Here is a 15,357-nt window from a genome sequence, read left to right as displayed (position 1 = left end):
CTACGTTAGGTTTTCAGAATTAATATACTCCAAAACAGAGCATAAGTAAAGAAGGATGTCAGATGATTGTATTAGGAATAGATCCGGGCTTGGCTACATTGGGCTATGGAGCGGTGGATTATGAGAAGAACAGATTAAAGCTCATCGATTATGGGATTGTGACCACGCCGGCGGGCATGCCGTTGCCACAGCGGCTCAAAAACATATACGATGATGTATCGGCGCTGATAGAACGCTATGGACCGCGTGCGTGTGCTGTAGAAGAGTTATTTTTCAATAAAAATACCAAAACGGCATTGATCATAGGACATGCCAGGGGGGTGGCTATATTGGCGGCGGCTAACAATGCCGTGCCGGTTTACGAATATACGCCGTTGCAGATAAAGCAGGGTATAACAGGGTATGGAATGGCTCAAAAGCTGCAGGTGCAGCGCATGGTAAGATTGTTGCTGTGCATGGATGATATACCAAAGCCGGATGATGCCGCCGATGCTTTAGCCGCGGCCATATGCTGTTGTTATTCTGAATCAATGGGAGCGGCGGATATATGTTAGCATATCTGGAGGGTTTTATCGAGCATAAAAGCCCGAATTATGTTATAATAGATGTAAACGGTATTGGATTTAAGGTATATGCTACCACAAGAGTATTGGCGGATATGCCTGATGTCAAAAGCCGGACGAGGTTATATGTTCACTGGCATATAGGGGATGGCAATATGGCATTATTCGGATTTACCTCGGAGCAACAGGTAGACCTGTTCGAGAACCTCATATCGGTATCGGGCGTGGGCCCTAAAGGAGCCCTGGCATTAATGGATGCTCTTTCCTATGAGCAGATACTGCTTGCCGTAGTTCAGAGCGACGACAAGAGCTTGAGCCGCGCCAAAGGCATAGGCTCTAAAACGGCACAGCGCATTATAATGGAGCTCAAGGATAAGCTGCATATGCCCAGGGAAATAAAATCAAGCGATACGGCTGAACGGATAAGCGACAGCATGTACGGACAAGCCATAGAGGCCCTTATATCATTAGGCTATGCGCCGACTGAAGCTGCCGGGGCTTTGGAAGGCGTGACTACTGACGGCCGGAGCTTGGAGGAGGTAATTAAAGAGGCGCTTAGGCGTTTTTGATTGGAGGATATGATGCCAGACAGGATAATAGCAGCGGAGCTTGGACAAAACGATATAGAGCTGGAGACAGCCCTGAGGCCGAGGACGTTGAACGAATATATAGGGCAGAACAGCGTCAAAGAAAAGCTGCGCATATTTATAGATGCTGCCAAGCAGCGCCATGAGGCATTGGATCACGTATTGCTGTACGGACCGCCGGGTCTGGGCAAGACCACATTGGCGAATATAATAGCCAACGAGATGGGAGTGAACATACGCATAACATCGGGCCCTGTTATAGAACGCGCCGGCGATCTGGCGGCTATATTGACAAATATGGCCGAGTACGATGTGCTGTTTATAGATGAGATACATAGGCTCAACAGGGCGGTAGAGGAAATACTGTATCCCGCGATGGAGGATTACGCGTTGGATATAGTCATAGGCAAGGGGCCGGGCGCGCGTTCGCTGCGGATAGATCTGCCGCATTTTACGCTTATAGGCGCTACCACAAGGGCGGGGCTTTTAACACCGCCGCTCCGCGACCGTTTCGGCGTTATAAACCGCCTTGAGATGTATACTGTGGACGAACTCAAGGAGATAGTTATGAGGTCGGCTTATCTTTTAAAAACGGGTATAGATGAACAAGGTGCCGGTGAGATAGCCAGACGGGCCAGGGGCACGCCCAGGGTGGCTAACAGGCTGCTCAAACGCGTCAGGGATTATGCTCAGATAAAGGCCGACGGCATGATAGACTATGCTGTGGCAAAAGCGGGATTGGACCTTTTAGAAGTAGATGATTTAGGATTGGACGAGGTAGACAGAAAGCTATTGAGCATAATGATAGACAAATTCGGAGGCGGACCGGTTGGTTTGGATACGCTGTCGGCGGCGGTAAACGAACAGGCCGATACAATAGAGGATGTATATGAACCATATCTGTTGCAGCTGGGTTTCATCGATCGCACGCCGCGCGGCAGGGTAGCTACGCGTTTGGCCTATGAACACATGGGTATACCCTTTGAAGACAGATGAGGTGATATAGGATTTGAAACTTTTAATGCATATGTGCTGCGGGCCGTGTGCCACATATCCGACGAAAATATTGCAGCAAGATGATAATATAGAACTGTACGGGTTATTTTTTAACCCCAATATACAACCATATACGGAATATAAAAAGCGTATGGAAACCGCTCAGCAATTCGCTGATGCCGTAGGCCTTAAGCTTATAACCATAGATGAGTATAACTTGGTGGAATTTTTGCGCAATGCGGCATTTAGAGAAAGCATGCGCTGCCGGATGTGCTATGCCACCAGATTGGAAAGAGCGGCCAGCGTGGCCAGAAACGGAGGCTTCGATGCGTTTACCACCACTATGTTGGTCAGTCCGCATCAAAAGCATGAATGGGTGAAGGAGATAGGCCGCGAGGCCGGCGAGAAATACGGCGTGCCCTTTTTATACCGGGACTTCAGGGAAGGCTATAAAGAAGGTGTTGAGATATCCAAAGCCATGGGACTGTACAGACAGCAATATTGTGGATGTATATACAGCGAAATGGAGCGGTATATACCCAAGAAAAAGGGTGAACTTTATAAATGAATCTGCAGCAGATGGGAAAGATTATAATAACCGTAGGCCTCCTGTTTTTGATTGTGGGCGGATTTATATGGCTTATCGGAAGAACCGGTATACGCCGTTTGCCCGGCGATATAGTGATAAGGCGCGGCAATTTTACACTGTACTTTCCCATAGTGACATGTTTGGTCATAAGCGCGGTGCTGTCGCTGCTTTTTTATATAATTGGGAAATTTAAGTAGCTTTATAGAGGAGATAATACTGTATATAATGTGGCGTTTAGAAGATTTCGATTATGATTTGCCAGAGGAGCTGATCGCTCAAAAACCTTTAGAACAGCGCGATATGTCAAGGTTGCTGGTATATGATAGAAAGACAAAATCTATAAATCATAGGATATTTAAAGATATAGTGGAGTACTTGCAAGCAGGAGATACTTTGGTGATAAACGATACCAAAGTCATACCAGCGCGCCTGATAGGGTATAGGGAAGATACCGGTGGCAAGATAGAGTTTCTGTTGCTCAGGCGCTTGGAGGCCGATAAATGGGAGATAATAGAGCGTCCGGGCCACCGGGCCAAGATAGGAACTGTGTTTGTTTTCGGGAATGGGGAGCTAAAGGCGCGCATATTGGAAAAAACATCGCAGGGCGGGCGTATAGTGGAATTTATGTATGACGGCATATTCGAAGAAATACTGGATAAATTGGGTCAGATGCCTCTACCGCCGTATATAAAAGAAAAACTGGACGATAAAGAGCGTTATCAGACGGTATATGCCAAGAATGAAGGTTCAGCGGCCGCACCTACTGCCGGGCTGCATTTTACCGATGAATTGCTGCAGCGCATAGAGGATAAAGGCGTAAATATAGTGCATATAACCCTTCATGTAGGATTGGGTACATTCCGTCCTGTTAAAGAAGATGATATAACCAAGCATCAAATGCACTCGGAGTATTATCAGGTAAGCCGGCAGGCGGCCGATGTTATAAATGATACGCATAAAGGCGGGCATAGGGTATTTGCGGTCGGTACCACCTGCGTGCGCACGTTGGAGACCGTAACCGATGAAAAAGGTATAACCCATGCGGGCGATGGTTGGACCGATATATTCATTTATCCGGGTTATCGGTTTAAGGCTATAGACGCATTGATAACCAACTTTCATTTACCAAAATCCACGTTGCTCATGCTCATAAGCGCTTTTGCGGGCAGGGAAGAGATATTGCGCGTTTATAAGGAAGCGGTTGAAAAACGTTATCGTTTTTTCAGTTTCGGCGACGCAATGCTGATACTGTGAATTTGCATTTGGCTATTGACAGCCGAATATTGATGGGTTAGAATAATACAGTATATTGTGGAAGTCCCGGACATTGACGTAAAACAATATCGATTATTGTGATTTTTCAATAAAGCAAAAACGCAATCTTATGAGGAGGGAAAGGATTGGATACATTTGTAGCAAAGCCCTATGAAATAGAGCGCAAATGGTATGTGATAGATGCTACAGGCAAGCCGTTAGGCCGTTTGGCCAGCGAAGTGGCTAAAATATTGCGCGGCAAAAATAAACCTATATACACCCCTCATGTGGATACAGGGGATTATGTAGTTATAATAAATGCGCAGAATGTAATATTGACCGGTAAAAAATTGGATCAGAAGATGTATAGACATCACAGTTTGTATCCGGGCGGCATGAAAGAGACGCCGTACCGCAAGTTTTTGGCACAAAGGCCGGAGAAAGCCATCTATGAGGCCGTAGAGGGTATGCTGCCGCACAATAGCTTGGGCCGCCATATGATAAAGAAGTTAAAGATTTATAAAGGCGCCGAGCATAAACATGAGGCCCAGCAACCTGAAGTTTTGGAATTAAATATATGAGGAGGGTAATTCTTGGCAGTACATTATTATGCTACAGGAAGGCGTAAAACCTCAGTAGCCAGAGTGAGATTAATACCGGGTGGTAAAGGAAATATCACCGTAAATGGCAAAAATGTCGACGAATATTTTAATGTAGAAACTTTAAGAATCCAGGTTCGCCAACCACTTGAGTTAACCAATATGACTGACAAATTCGATGTGGTGGTGAAAGTAAACGGCGGTGGCTTTACAGGCCAGGCGGGAGCGGTGCGCCATGGTATAGCTCGCGCGCTGCAATTAGTAGATCCGGAGCTTCGCGAGCCGCTTAAGAAAGCAGGCATGCTTACGCGGGATTCAAGAATGAAAGAGCGCAAAAAATATGGTTTGAAGGCTGCCAGGCGCGCGCCCCAATTTTCGAAGAGATGATTGGTATACATTTTCAATCAAAAGAGTCACAGAAATGTGGCTCTTTTATTTTAAAACCTTTGCTATATATGGTTCCCGCCTAATAATATCCACCTATAGCCCGCTTAAATCAAAATCAGGCGTATATATGCTCTTAGCCGAAGAACGCTCTTGGATATAGCCGTTTTCCAATCCTATATCAAAGAAATAGTCTATGATAGCCTCGTATTGACGTCGACTTATACGCCGGTTTAGTTCCTTATGCTCTTTGGCCTTATACATAGGTGTGTATTGCGCCATGAGGCTTACATAAACCTCTGTGGGGAGATTGTTTCTTATCCATAACAATATCCGCTTGGAATCCTCGATTAACCCAGGGAGCATAAGATGCCTTATTATGAGGCCGCTTTTTATTACACCATCATCATCAAATTGAGGTGAGCCGACTTGTCGATACATTTCCATTATAGCGGCCGTCGCATGTTCAAAATAATGCGGCGCTTTTGAATATTTTACGGCATATTCGTCGCTAAAGTATTTCAAATCCGGCAGATATACATCGATTAAGCCATCCATATAGCGCAAAGCATCTACCGATTCATAAGCATTGGAATTATATATTACCGGTATTGTTAAACCATGTTCTTTAGCTATTATTAAAGCCTCTGTTATTTGTGGCATAAACGATGTCGGCGAAACCAGGTTTATGTTATGGGAACCCCGCTGTTGCTGCTTTATGAACAGCTCAGCCAGCTCGGGTATACCCATCTCTTTGCCGAAATCAGACTGACTTATGTCATAATTCTGGCAAAAAAGGCAGCTCAAATTGCAGTAGGAAAAGAATACCGTACCGGACCCTCTGGTGCCGCTTATACAAGGCTCTTCCCACTGGTGCAGTGAGGCCAATGCTACTTTGGGCAATAAGCCGGCGCGACATGTGCCATGTTGACCATTTAAACGGTCTATATGGCACTGCCGCGGGCATAGATGGCAGTCTCTCAGCCATTCGGTAAAGCCTTCCATGTGTTACCTGCTCGCACCTCCGCCTCCGGATGAGCCGCCACCGAAGCCTCCGCCTCCACCGCCGAAGCCACCACCGCCGAAGCCACCACCGCCGGATGAGCCACCAAAGCTACCGCCGAAGCCTCCGAACGGCGGGCCACCCCAACGGTTATAGCGGCCGCGTCGGCCCCCGCCGCTTCTGATATTAAAGAAAATAAACGCCATGACAATCAATATAAATATTACACTGCCCCATGAGGTTTCACTTGAATCTCCCTCTTCGGGGTCAGTATCAACGCTTATGGGTGTATAGCCGTCAGTGCCGCTCAAATCTATGTTGTATTCCTCGGCCACACGCGTTGCTATAGCCATATAGCCTTCTGTTATGCCTTCGGAATATGCCTTCTGATCCCATTGCGGGAGGACATACTCGTCCAGTATACGGCCGGCTACGCTGTCCGGTATGGCACCTTCCAGGCCATAACCTACCTCTATGCGTACCTTTCCGGAATGATTGTCCATGAGGCGCTGCTTGTCTACCAGCAGCAAAACGCCGTTATTTTTTTCTTTATCGCCTATACCCCAGTCACGGAGTAACTCCAATGCGTAATCTTCTATAGGATAATCTCCCGTGTTATCTACGGTTACTACTACTATTTGCGCATTGGATGCATTGTCTATGGCAGCGCCTGATTCATTGATGCGCTGCTCGTCTTCGGCATCGACAAGAGCGGCATAATCGTATACATACGCGAATTCGGATGGCTTGGGTGGTATAGGAGGAGCTGCCGATACTACAACAGATATCAGCATAAAAGCCAAAAAACATGCCCATATGCGCTTAAAAGTTACCATTTAACATTTCCTCTTATTCCGAAAAATCCACTTGGGGAACTTGTTGAGCGCCCTCCTCGGCCTGGAAATATTCTTTCTGTTCAAAGCCGAATAGGCTTGCTATTATATTGGTAGGGAAACGGCGTATAGCAGCGTTATATTGCTGGACAGCGTTGTTATAATCGCGGCGCGATACTGCTATTCGGTTTTCTGTGCCGGCCAACTCATCTTGCAGCGCTATAAAATTTTGATTGGCTTTAAGCTCCGGATAGTTTTCCGCTATGGCAAGCAATCGCCCTAAAGAGCTGTTTAATGCCTCATCGGCTTGAGCCGCTTCACCTGGGGTTTGAGCGGCCAGGAGGCTTTCTCTGGCCTGATTTACACTGTCAAATACAGCTTGTTCATGGGCAGCATACCCTTTAACTGTTTCCACGAGATTAGGTATTAAATCAGCTCGTCGCTGCAGCATATTATCGACCTGACTCCAGCTGCTATTTACGCTCTCCTCCATATTGACCAGATTATTGTAACTGCTTATCAATACAATAGCCAATATCAGTATTATAGCTATTACGACAATCCATGTTATAGTTGAACGTTTCAAAGTTCTATTTCCTCTCCTTCGATAAATTTGCTATTATTGTCCGGCTGTGCGTCAATAATCTATGCCTATTATACAATATAAGTATGCATGGTACAAGCGTGGCATGACTTAAAGAAAACATCGTTTTTGCTTGTGCTTATTGCATGCAACTGGTATAATTATCTTAGATAGTGATCGGGAGGTATGAGTTATGTATAAAAAAGCGGATAATGTGCGCAGGGCCTTTGCCTTTATAATCGATATCGCATTAACCTATTTGATGGGCTCGATACCGTTTATAGGTGGCGTTATCGGTTTCTTCTACATGCTTCTGAGGGACGGTCTGCTAGACGGGCAAAGCATTGGCAAAAAGCTGCTCGACATCAGAGTGGTTACCGACCACGGGGCTGTCACATATGGCGATTCTATCAAAAGAAATATAATATTTGCCATACCCAGTCTGTTTATGACCATACTGGTTATAGGATGGATCATAAGCGGTGTCATTGGAGCAATAATATACATAGTCGAGATTGTTAAGGCTATGAACGATCCAGAAGGTAAGCGCTACGGTGACGTATGGGCAGGGACCAAGGTGGTAGAGGGGCAAAAAGCATCGTGAGCAAAGCGGCAACGGTTTTTACAATAGGTGAAATGCTTATAGATTTTATACCGAATGAAAGAGGTGTGCCGCTTAAGCAGGTTAATGCGTTTCAGAAGGCGCCGGGTGGAGCTCCCGCAAATGTCGCTTGTGCGGTAAGCAGGCTTGGAGGCACCAGCGCTTTTATAGGCAAGCTTGGTGCTGATGCTTTCGGAGATTTTCTTCTGGATACGCTTATTAATGCTGGCGTTAATATAAACTATGTAAGCAGAACGGATCAAGCCAATACTGCACTGGCTTTTGTAAGTCTCAAGGCCGATGGGGACAGGGAATTTATGTTTTATAGAAATCCAAGTGCCGATATGTTATTATCCGAAGATGAGATTGATAGCGAATGGTTCTCGGGGAAAGATATACTTCATTTTGGCTCTGTTGACCTTATAGAGGCTCCTGTTAAATATGCTCATATAAAAGCTATAAATAGCATTAAATCAAAAGGTGGCCTTGTAAGCTTTGACCCTAATGTAAGACTTGCCCTATGGGATGATGCACAACTGTGCAGAAAAACTATAAACGACTTTATACCATATGCGGATATTTTAAAGATAAGTGACGAGGAACTTGAATTTATAACAGGTATACCCGAAGGGCCAAAGGCTATAGCATCTTTATTTACAGGCGATGTGAAGATTATAATGTATACCAAAGGCGCGCATGGCGCTGAGCTTTATACAAGAGATATTAATGTATCCGTTCCTGCCAGAAAGGTAGAGGTTGTCGATACTACCGGTGCTGGGGATGCTTTTATGGGGGCGTTTTTGTATAAGATATCGCAGGATCCAGCGGGTATATGCTTTACAACCCCGGATGCAGCTTATGAGGTGTTGGATTTTGCTAATAAGGCTGCGTCTATAAGTGTTACAAGGAAAGGCGCAATAAGCGCGCTTCCGACGCTGGATGAAATAACGAGTTGCATTGATTGATCGGATGAGTTATAATTATCATTGTTGATAGTTTACGGGGTAAATGGGCGCATAATAGTGCCATCTACACAAATATGAAATGAAGGGACGATATAGATTAGATGGATATATTGAGGAATATTCTTATGGCATTGTATATAATTGCTAGCATTATTTTGATAGTCGTAGTTCTGCTGCAGTCGGGCAAGACGGCTGGTTTATCGGGCAGTATCGCAGGCGGAGCGGAAACGTTCTTTGGCAAAAACAAGGCGCGTACTTATGATGCGAAACTAAAGAGCCTGACGAAGTATGCTGCTGTAGTTTTTATAGTGCTGTCGCTTGTATTGGTATTGTTGCAATAGTGATTTATAAGATTAAGATATGAGAGCCCGGCGAATAGAACAGTGCCGGGCTAATTTTATATATAAGCAGAAAGGGTGTGTCAAATTTGACGAGACAAGAGGCTTTAGAACTGGTGCAACAGCACATTAAAGAAGAAAATCTTTTAAAACATGTGTTGGCAACCGAAGCTATAATGAAGGCATTGGCTAAAAAGCTGGGGCAGGATGAGGAAAAATGGGGCTTGGTCGGCCTATTGCATGATATAGATTATGAAGAAGTGGATCAGGATCCGGCCAGACATGGCATGGTAGGTGCAGACCTTTTGGAAGGCATGGGCATGGAGGCTGATATAGTGCATGCTGTTAGGGCCCATAATGAATACCATGGTATAGATAGGGTAACACTAATGGATAAAGCATTGTATGCGGCCGATCCTATGACCGGCTTTATAACGGCCGTATCTTTGGTATTGCCCAGCAAGAATGTAGCTGACGTAACCGTAAAACAGGTAAAGAAAAAATTAAAGGATAAAGCATTTGCCAGAGGCGCCAGCAGGGACCAGATAAACAGTTGCGATCAATTGGGTCTCACTTTGGACGAATTTATTGACATATCGCTGGATGCTATGCGGCAGATGGCTATAGTTAACGCATAAGAGGTGAACGATGAATATAAAGGAAAAATTATTGGGGCTTATGGACCAACCCGAATATGCGCCCAAGACAGCAACTCAATTAATGGATATAATGGAAATGGACAGAACCGATAAAAAAAGTTTTTTGTCTGTTTTGGACACTATGGAAAGGGAAGGCCTTATAGTAAAGACCAAGAGTAAAAAATATGGCCTGCCAAAAAGGTTAGGATATGTTACCGGCAAGCTTCAGGCCAATGCCAAGGGTTTTGGCTTCATAATACCCGATGATGGTAGTCAAAAGGATGTATACGTATCGTCCGATGATCTAAACGGTGCCATGAACGGCGACTGTGTGATGGCCAAAATATTGTTTAGCGATGGCGACCGTTCGCGCGAAGGTCAAATAGTACAAATCCTTGAGAGAGCCAACGAAAGGATAGTAGGTACTATAGAAAGAAGCCAACATTTTGCAGTTTTGATCCCTGATGAGCCAAGATTGCATACGACCATTCTTATACCGAACGATGCGTTGAATGGCGCGGATGACGGTTATAAAGTGGTGGTACAGGTGACAAGGTGGCCGCACGGGCGCGTTGGAGCCGAGGGGCGGGTTATAGAGGTCCTTGGTCACAAAGACGACGTAGGCACAGATATCTTATCTATAATACGCCAATATGAATTGCCGGAGGGATTTCCGCCGGAAGTGATGAGGGAGGCCGCTTCCATACCGCAGACGGTTTCCGAAGAGGATATACGCGACAGGGAGGATTTGCGAGGCCTTCATATAGTCACTATAGACGGAGAAGACGCAAAAGATCTGGATGATGCCGTATCCATATCACTGCTGCCTAATGGCCACTTCTTGCTGGGCGTTCACATAGCGGATGTCAGCCATTATGTAAAGGAAGGCAGTGCGCTCGACAAAGAGGCATTATCCAGAGGATGCAGCGTGTACCCAGTGGACCGCGTTATACCTATGCTTCCTCCGGCGCTGTCTAACGGCATATGCAGCCTTAATCCCCGTGTGGATCGTCTGACGCTTTCGGCGTTTATGGAGATAGATAGCAATGGTGAAGTGGTCGAGCATAGATTTACGACCAGCGTTATCAAGACCTGCGAGCGGATGACCTATACTGATGTGACAAAGTTGCTCACCGATCCGGACAATGGGTTAATCGATAGATATGGTTATCTTGTGGACGATTTTAGACTCATGAAGCAACTGCACGATATATTAAAGCGGAGACGTCGGGAAAGGGGTAGCATAGATTTTGATATAGATGAGGCGCAGATAAAGCTGGATTTGAGCGGCAAACCCACTGATGTTTTGCTGCACTCGCGCGGTATAGCCGATGAGATAATAGAAGAATTTATGCTGGTGTGCAATGAAACGGTGGCTGAGCATATGTTTTGGATGCAGGTACCCTTTATATACCGAGTGCATGAAGAGCCCGATCCTGAAAAAATATTGGCGTTTAACGATTTTATACACAATTTAGGTTACCATTTAAAAGGCATAGGGGGTAAAGTACATCCAAAAACGCTCCAAGACCTCTTAAATGAAGTGGAGGGCACCGAGGAGGAAGCGGTGGTGAACAGCGTGCTATTGCGTTCACTTCAAAGGGCCAGATATGATACGGAAAATATAGGTCACTTTGGTTTAGCCGCACGTTACTATACGCATTTTACATCGCCCATAAGGCGGTATCCGGACCTGATGATCCATCGTATAATAAAGGATATGTTGCATGGCAGGCTTACACATAAACGTGTGGAACATCTTGCTCAAGTATTACCGTCTATAGCCCAACAATCATCACAGAGGGAAAGAGTGGCACAGCAGGTTGAGTGGGATACTGAGGATTTAAAGAAAGCCGAGTATATGATGGACAAGATAGGCCAAAGCTTCGACGGGATTATATCCGGTATCACCCATTACGGTATGTATGTGCAGCTGGAAAACACCATAGAGGGTCTTATACATGTAAGCGCCTTAGATGACGACTATTATGTATATAATGAAAAACACTACTGTTTTATAGGAGAACATACCAGGAAGATATATCGTTTAGGCGATAAAGTCAAGGTAAAAGTGGCCAAGGTGGATCTTTCAACGCGCAATATAGACTTTGTCATGGACGAAGGCGAATAAAGGCGCCTAATCTTCAGACGCCTTTATTCCGTCTTTTACTCTTCTTTTTTATAATCTTGCATATTATCTTGTTGTTTATCCTTGCCGCCGGTTTTTTCGGCTACTTCAGATAGATATTGCGCGCGCTCTTTATTGCCCTCCAATCCGGTCCAGTGGTTGAAATTAGGTATAAATTCGCCGTATGCGCTTTTGTCTAGCAAAGCATCTTCTAAATAGTCGTCCTTTTTGATCTTATAGGTTTTTTTAGACATACTAACACCTCCTGACTATAATATTTCCCTCCAATTTAAATAAAAATCTAATCAAACGCAAAAAGATATGGTATAATAACGTTAGTTACAATAAAAAATACGGGAGGCGCAATAGCTATGAAAGATAAACTGAAAAAAGCATTTTTAATCGGTATAGGTGCCATGGCAGCGACAGGAGAGAAAATAGACGAATTGGTGGATGAGTTGGTGGCTAAAGGAGACGTTACTGCTGAAGAGGGCAAAAAGATACTCGATCAGTACAAGGAGAAGGTCAAGGCTAATCAGCAGGATATAAGCAGCAAGGCCAAAGAGGAACTGAGCAAAATGTTGGATAAGATGAACCTTGCTACGAAAAAGGATTTAGAGGAAATAAAGGCCAGGCTGGACGCTATAGAGCAGAAACTGAACAATAATCCTCAATAAGTGTCATTAAAAAGATTAAATGGGGCTGCGACCGCCCCTTTTTTCTTTATTAAATAAGGGGTATTTTTTAAGATGAAAAATCCGCTGGGGAAGCAATACAGACGTTGGCACCGCTATGCGGAAATAGCCAATGTGCTGTTTAAGTATGGTTTTGGTTTCATAGCCGATAGGATAGGTATAACCAATATATTGTTCAATATACAAAATCGCGTTAAGGGTGCTAAGGTAAGCACTTTGTCCGGGCCGCAAAGAGTCCGCCTTATGTTGGAAGAAATGGGTCCTCTTTTCATGAAGCTTGGACAAATCCTGAGCGTGAGGCCGGATCTTATACCTCAAGAGTATATACGGGAGTTAAGCAAACTTCAGGATGCAGGTCCGGAATTGCCGTTTGATATGATAAAAGCAGCTATAGAAAGAGAAATCGGGTCATCGATAGATGATGTTTTTACATATATAGATCCTCGGCCTATAGCGGCAGCCTCCATAGCGCAGGTGCATAAAGCGGTGCTTAAGAATGACGGCGAGGCTATAATAAAGATACAGCGCCCGGAAATAGACGATATAGTGGAGGATGATTTGGCTATATTGAAGGAAATAGCCGGTTTAATGGAGGCTAGAATGCCTGAAAGCAGGCGTTATCAGCCTATGGGCATAGTGAACGAATTATCGCGTTCGATACGCCGCGAACTGGATTTTGTAAGAGAAGGTATGAGCATAGATCATTTCAGACGTAATTTTGAAGGGCACACCGAAATATATGTGCCTAGAGTATTTTGGGAATATACTACAAAACACATGCTCGTGATGGAATATATAGACGGCGTGAAAGTAAATGAAATAGAAAAGATAGACGCTATGGGATTGGATCGCAAGACTATAGCCGAAAATGGTGCTAGAGCCATTATGAAACAGATATTTGAAGACGGTTTTTTTCATGCCGACCCTCATCCGGGCAATATATTCATAATGCGCGATGGACGTATAGCGTTTATAGATTTTGGGATGATGGGGAGATTAACAAAAGAGGATCAGGACCATGTGGTGGATCTTATATCAGCGGTAATCAATAGAGACGTAAATAACATAATAAAAGCTTTTTTTAATATAGGAGTATTATCCAAAGATGTGGATTTACGCGGATTTTACATAGATGTCACGGAATTACTGGAAAAATATTACGAAAAAACATTGGCTGAGATAAATATGGGCGAATTGGTAAATGAAACCGTAAGCATGGCATTCCGATATGGCATAGGACTGCCGTCGCAATTTACTTTATTGGATAAATCGTTGATGACCATAGAGGGTGTGGCAAAGCAATTATACCCTGAAGTGAACGTATTTGAATTGGCTCGGCCTTTTGTAACCAATATGATGCGCAAGAGGCACTTTTCGAAGGAGGCTGTTAAAGCGCGTCTGGATGAAATATACGATAGCGCGGATTCTTTATTCAAGATATCGCCCGTAGCTTTGGATGTATTGAACAAGCTGTCCAAAGGAGAAGCCGAAGTAAAATTTCAACTGGAAGGATTGGATAAGGCGGTATCGCGCTTTAACCGTATGGTAAACAGGCTTATAAACGCATTGATCATCTCCGCCGTCATAATAGGTTCAGCCGTTATTGTGGGAGTGGAGGGCAGTAGTATCCATGTTCCCTTATCCACTATAGGCACCGTAGGATTTATAGCGGCCGGTGTAGCCGGTATATGGTTGCTGATCGATATATTGCGCTCGGGGCATATGTGAGAGCTATTGTATATGCTGCAGTTTTTGCTATAATAGAATAAGACGAATCTATGGAGATTTAGAAAGGATATGATTGCGATATGGAACCTAAAGCTGATATAGGCGTGTTTGGCGGTTCGGGTTTCTATACATTTTTAGATAACGTTGAGGAAGTAGAGCCCGATACGCCTTATGGGCGTCCCAGCGATGCTATAGCTATAACGGAGGTGAACGGCAAAAAGGTGGCATTTTTGCCGCGACACGGCAAAGACCATCGTTATCCGCCGCATATGATACCGTACAGAGCTAACTTATACGCCATGAAACAGTTGGGTGTTAAGCGGATTATAGCGCCCACAGCTTCAGGCAGCCTGCAACCCGATATAAAACCGGGGGATTTTGTGGTATGCGATCAATTTGTGGACAGGACATGGGGCAGGAAGGATACCTATTATGACGGTCCGGTAACTCGACATATAAGTTCGGCCGACCCATATTGCCCACAATTGCGCCGATTGGCCATAGATGCGGCAAAGGATATGGGCATAACGGTACATGAGACCGGCACTATAGTTATAATACAAGGCCCTCGTTTTTCCACAAGGGCGGAGAGCGAGTGGTTTCATAAGATGGGGTGGCATGTTATAAATATGACTCAATATCCTGAATGCATGCTGGCCAGAGAGCTTGGCATATGTTATGTGAACATATCGCTTATAACCGACTATGATGCCGGATTAGAAGGCCGTGACGATATAAAACCGGTGACCGAACAGGAGGTTCTGCGCGTGTTTGATCAAAACAATGACAAGGTAAAACAACTTATATATAATATGATAGAGCGCATGGACGTAAGCGCTCATTGCAGCTGCCATGATGCCGCGCAATAGAAGG

The 15,357-nt window shown here is 44.8% G+C and carries 20 protein-coding genes; 16 read left to right on the top strand and 4 right to left on the bottom strand.

The window, feature by feature from the left end; translation table 11 throughout:
• Positions 1–62: 62 nt before the first annotated feature.
• From ruvC to rpsI, 8 genes are all read left to right on the top strand, one after another.
• Positions 63–554, top strand: a complete 492-nt coding sequence (ruvC, locus tag JG770_RS03025; protein ID WP_291955023.1) for a crossover junction endodeoxyribonuclease RuvC — start codon at positions 63–65, stop codon at positions 552–554.
• Entirely contained in the window at positions 548–1,132 is a 585-nt protein-coding gene (ruvA, locus tag JG770_RS03020; protein WP_291955020.1) for a Holliday junction branch migration protein RuvA, read from the top strand. The genes ruvC and ruvA overlap by 7 nt, the downstream gene beginning before the upstream one ends.
• Before the next feature lie 12 nt (positions 1,133–1,144).
• Positions 1,145–2,146 (top strand): Holliday junction branch migration DNA helicase RuvB, encoded by a 1,002-nt coding sequence (gene ruvB / locus JG770_RS03015; protein WP_291955079.1) that lies wholly within the window; start codon positions 1,145–1,147, stop codon positions 2,144–2,146.
• 13 nt (positions 2,147–2,159) lie between these two features.
• The gene (locus JG770_RS03010; protein ID WP_291955017.1) at positions 2,160–2,714 is read left to right on the top strand and encodes an epoxyqueuosine reductase QueH; all 555 of its coding nucleotides are present in this window, start codon (positions 2,160–2,162) and stop codon (positions 2,712–2,714) included.
• Complete coding sequence (locus JG770_RS03005) at positions 2,711–2,932, top strand: DUF2905 domain-containing protein (protein WP_291955014.1); 222 nt, start codon at positions 2,711–2,713, stop codon at positions 2,930–2,932. The genes JG770_RS03010 and JG770_RS03005 overlap by 4 nt, the downstream gene beginning before the upstream one ends.
• 28 nt (positions 2,933–2,960) lie before the next feature.
• The gene (gene queA, locus JG770_RS03000) at positions 2,961–3,989 is read left to right on the top strand and encodes a tRNA preQ1(34) S-adenosylmethionine ribosyltransferase-isomerase QueA (protein WP_291955012.1); all 1,029 of its coding nucleotides are present in this window, start codon (positions 2,961–2,963) and stop codon (positions 3,987–3,989) included.
• 146 nt (positions 3,990–4,135) lie between these two features.
• Positions 4,136–4,570 carry a 50S ribosomal protein L13 gene (gene rplM / locus JG770_RS02995; protein WP_291955009.1) on the top strand — a complete coding sequence of 145 codons (435 nt, stop codon included), beginning with the start codon at positions 4,136–4,138 and terminating at the stop codon, positions 4,568–4,570.
• Between the two features lie 12 nt (positions 4,571–4,582).
• Positions 4,583–4,975, top strand: coding sequence for a 30S ribosomal protein S9 (rpsI, locus tag JG770_RS02990; RefSeq protein WP_291955006.1), 393 nt, complete (start codon positions 4,583–4,585; stop codon positions 4,973–4,975).
• 93 nt (positions 4,976–5,068) lie between these two features.
• Here rpsI and JG770_RS02985 read toward each other — a convergent pair whose 3' ends face one another.
• The 3 genes from JG770_RS02985 to JG770_RS02975 are packed head-to-tail and all read right to left on the bottom strand — an operon-like array spanning position 5,069 to position 7,394.
• On the bottom strand, positions 5,069–5,977 hold the full coding sequence (locus JG770_RS02985; protein WP_291955003.1) for a radical SAM protein: 909 nt from the start codon (positions 5,975–5,977) through the stop codon (positions 5,069–5,071).
• Positions 5,978–5,980: 3 nt separating this feature from the next.
• Entirely contained in the window at positions 5,981–6,811 is an 831-nt protein-coding gene (locus JG770_RS02980) for a TPM domain-containing protein (RefSeq protein ID WP_291954998.1), read from the bottom strand.
• Between the two features lie 13 nt (positions 6,812–6,824).
• Entirely contained in the window at positions 6,825–7,394 is a 570-nt protein-coding gene (locus JG770_RS02975) for a LemA family protein (RefSeq protein WP_291954995.1), read from the bottom strand.
• A gap of 190 nt (positions 7,395–7,584) precedes the next feature.
• Here JG770_RS02975 and JG770_RS02970 point away from each other — a divergent pair, with 190 nt between their 5' ends.
• From JG770_RS02970 to rnr, 5 genes are all read left to right on the top strand, one after another.
• On the top strand, positions 7,585–7,995 hold the full coding sequence (locus JG770_RS02970) for an RDD family protein (RefSeq protein WP_291954993.1): 411 nt from the start codon (positions 7,585–7,587) through the stop codon (positions 7,993–7,995).
• On the top strand, positions 7,992–8,957 hold the full coding sequence (locus JG770_RS02965; protein ID WP_291954990.1) for a PfkB family carbohydrate kinase: 966 nt from the start codon (positions 7,992–7,994) through the stop codon (positions 8,955–8,957). The genes JG770_RS02970 and JG770_RS02965 overlap by 4 nt, the downstream gene beginning before the upstream one ends.
• A 101-nt stretch (positions 8,958–9,058) precedes the next feature.
• Positions 9,059–9,298 carry a preprotein translocase subunit SecG gene (gene secG, locus JG770_RS02960; RefSeq protein ID WP_363320894.1) on the top strand — a complete coding sequence of 80 codons (240 nt, stop codon included), beginning with the start codon at positions 9,059–9,061 and terminating at the stop codon, positions 9,296–9,298.
• An 86-nt stretch (positions 9,299–9,384) separates the two neighbouring features.
• Positions 9,385–9,933: an HDIG domain-containing metalloprotein gene (locus JG770_RS02955; RefSeq protein ID WP_291954988.1), complete on the top strand. Its 549-nt coding sequence runs from the start codon at positions 9,385–9,387 to the stop codon at positions 9,931–9,933.
• A gap of 10 nt (positions 9,934–9,943) precedes the next feature.
• Positions 9,944–12,064 (top strand): ribonuclease R, encoded by a 2,121-nt coding sequence (gene rnr / locus JG770_RS02950; RefSeq protein ID WP_291954986.1) that lies wholly within the window; start codon positions 9,944–9,946, stop codon positions 12,062–12,064.
• Positions 12,065–12,099: 35 nt separating this feature from the next.
• On the opposite strand, the gene JG770_RS02945 is transcribed toward rnr, so the two are convergent.
• Entirely contained in the window at positions 12,100–12,315 is a 216-nt protein-coding gene (locus JG770_RS02945; protein ID WP_291954983.1) for a hypothetical protein, read from the bottom strand.
• A 117-nt stretch (positions 12,316–12,432) separates the two neighbouring features.
• On the opposite strand from JG770_RS02945, the gene JG770_RS02940 reads away from it, so the two are divergent.
• The 3 genes from JG770_RS02940 (at position 12,433) to JG770_RS02930 (ending at position 15,353) form a co-directional block, all read left to right on the top strand.
• Positions 12,433–12,738 (top strand): hypothetical protein, encoded by a 306-nt coding sequence (locus tag JG770_RS02940; RefSeq protein WP_291954981.1) that lies wholly within the window; start codon positions 12,433–12,435, stop codon positions 12,736–12,738.
• 72 nt (positions 12,739–12,810) lie between these two features.
• On the top strand, positions 12,811–14,484 hold the full coding sequence (locus JG770_RS02935; RefSeq protein ID WP_291954979.1) for a lipopolysaccharide core heptose(II) kinase RfaY: 1,674 nt from the start codon (positions 12,811–12,813) through the stop codon (positions 14,482–14,484).
• A gap of 80 nt (positions 14,485–14,564) precedes the next feature.
• Positions 14,565–15,353: an S-methyl-5'-thioadenosine phosphorylase gene (locus JG770_RS02930; protein ID WP_291954976.1), complete on the top strand. Its 789-nt coding sequence runs from the start codon at positions 14,565–14,567 to the stop codon at positions 15,351–15,353.
• The last annotated feature ends 4 nt before the right edge of the window (positions 15,354–15,357 follow it).

It is taken from the genome of Mahella sp. (assembly GCF_020054945.1).
In the GTDB taxonomy this organism is placed as follows: Bacteria; Bacillota; Clostridia; order Mahellales; family Mahellaceae; genus Mahella.
The sequence above is the reverse complement of the archived record's forward strand: the minus strand, read 5'-3'. Positions and strand labels throughout refer to the sequence as shown.

What these genes read in the sequence shown, in the direction of transcription:
- ruvC (WP_291955023.1), top strand. Translation starts at nt 63, where the DNA reads ATGATTGTATTAGGAATAGATCCGGGCTTGGCTACATTGGGCTATGGA.
- ruvA (WP_291955020.1), top strand. Translation starts at nt 548, where the DNA reads ATGTTAGCATATCTGGAGGGTTTTATCGAGCATAAAAGCCCGAATTAT.
- ruvB (WP_291955079.1), top strand. Translation starts at nt 1,145, where the DNA reads ATGCCAGACAGGATAATAGCAGCGGAGCTTGGACAAAACGATATAGAG.
- JG770_RS03005 (WP_291955014.1), top strand. Translation starts at nt 2,711, where the DNA reads ATGAATCTGCAGCAGATGGGAAAGATTATAATAACCGTAGGCCTCCTG.
- queA (WP_291955012.1), top strand. Translation starts at nt 2,961, where the DNA reads ATGTGGCGTTTAGAAGATTTCGATTATGATTTGCCAGAGGAGCTGATC.
- JG770_RS02985 (WP_291955003.1), bottom strand. Translation starts at nt 5,977, where the DNA reads ATGGAAGGCTTTACCGAATGGCTGAGAGACTGCCATCTATGCCCGCGG.
- JG770_RS02980 (WP_291954998.1), bottom strand. Translation starts at nt 6,811, where the DNA reads ATGGTAACTTTTAAGCGCATATGGGCATGTTTTTTGGCTTTTATGCTG.
- JG770_RS02970 (WP_291954993.1), top strand. Translation starts at nt 7,585, where the DNA reads ATGTATAAAAAAGCGGATAATGTGCGCAGGGCCTTTGCCTTTATAATC.
- secG (WP_363320894.1), top strand. Translation starts at nt 9,059, where the DNA reads ATGGATATATTGAGGAATATTCTTATGGCATTGTATATAATTGCTAGC.
- rnr (WP_291954986.1), top strand. Translation starts at nt 9,944, where the DNA reads ATGAATATAAAGGAAAAATTATTGGGGCTTATGGACCAACCCGAATAT.
- JG770_RS02945 (WP_291954983.1), bottom strand. Translation starts at nt 12,315, where the DNA reads ATGTCTAAAAAAACCTATAAGATCAAAAAGGACGACTATTTAGAAGAT.
- JG770_RS02940 (WP_291954981.1), top strand. Translation starts at nt 12,433, where the DNA reads ATGAAAGATAAACTGAAAAAAGCATTTTTAATCGGTATAGGTGCCATG.
- JG770_RS02935 (WP_291954979.1), top strand. Translation starts at nt 12,811, where the DNA reads ATGAAAAATCCGCTGGGGAAGCAATACAGACGTTGGCACCGCTATGCG.
- JG770_RS02930 (WP_291954976.1), top strand. Translation starts at nt 14,565, where the DNA reads ATGGAACCTAAAGCTGATATAGGCGTGTTTGGCGGTTCGGGTTTCTAT.